The 1,078-nt window shown below is 60.6% G+C and carries 1 protein-coding gene; it reads right to left on the bottom strand.

What is annotated here, in order from left to right:
• A partial coding sequence (locus tag GWE18_RS41890; protein ID WP_275191301.1) for a transposase occupies nucleotides 1-439 on the bottom strand: 439 nt, incomplete at its 3' end.
• Nucleotides 440-1,078 lie beyond the last annotated feature (639 nt).

Raw genomic sequence — 1,078 nt, 5'->3', positions numbered from 1 at the left:
CCCGCGACAGTTCGGACGGCTTGATCGCCTTGGTCCGGGTGGCAACCGACAGGCTCTCCTGGATCAGCGCCGCCAGCCGCTCCTCGCCCATCCGGTTGCGCCAGCGCGTCAGCGACGAGCGGTCGAATACCAACCGGTGCTGGAAGAACTCTTCGCCGCAGAAGTATTGGTAATAGGGGTTCTCGACCCACCGCTCGCACAGCACCTCGTCGGACAGGTCATAGGTATGCTTGAGGATCGCCAGCCCCACCATCAAGCGTGTCGGCAGCGGCGGCCAGCCGGGATCATCGGTGTAAACCTCGCCGAAACGTTCCTCCAGGAACCTCCAATCCACCGTGCGGCCCAGCGTTACCAGCGGATGCTTCATGTCGATGATCTGATCGAGCCGGGAGCGGAAAAGGTCCTGCTCCCCCGTCTCGCTACGCTCTCGTGGCCGCATCGAATCCCTCGCCAAAGCAGTCCAGGCGAGTGAATCACAAATCAAGTTTGCAAGGAATCTGGAGGGTTCTGTGAGGTCGCGTGGCAGGTACGAGCCGCGCGCTCTGTCGTGCGTGCGACCTCATAGAAGCCGGATTGAACGAGCCGCTGCCATGCCAGAGCACCGGGCGAGATTCAAGGCCGATGATCTTCGACGGTCGCCAGGCTCAAACGCACGCACAACTTACGCGATATGGCACGGACGTTGCAAAATGGGGAAAGTAGGTTGCCGACTTTACGTGCTGTCAATGGGTTAGGCGTTGCGGAAAAGTCACCCGTGACAACCCTGGCGCGAGAGGCCCGGTAACGGTCTTCGACGGGTGCGACGGAGTTCCAGAAAGGCGCCCCGGCATCGTCCTTTCGAAGTGTCCAGATGCTGTTGGTTGCTATCATTGTTGATCCGACTGCACGGGTCGAAGTACCGCCTGCCAATGGCAGGAAGGTTGTTGGCACTCCCACTCCAGCAACAACTTCAATGCCGCGCCCGCGGCTTCGTTGTGTGCCGGGCATGCTCAATAGCTCGGAAGTGAAAGTCTTCCACCCAACCTGATGGAGGTGAAGGGTTAGTGAAACGCAAGGGCTGCCGTCGCGAGGCGGGGTC

The organism is Bradyrhizobium sp. CSA112, from assembly GCF_029051645.1.
Classification (GTDB): domain Bacteria; phylum Pseudomonadota; class Alphaproteobacteria; order Rhizobiales; family Xanthobacteraceae; genus Bradyrhizobium.
This window is presented reverse-complemented; position numbering and strand designations above follow the sequence as displayed.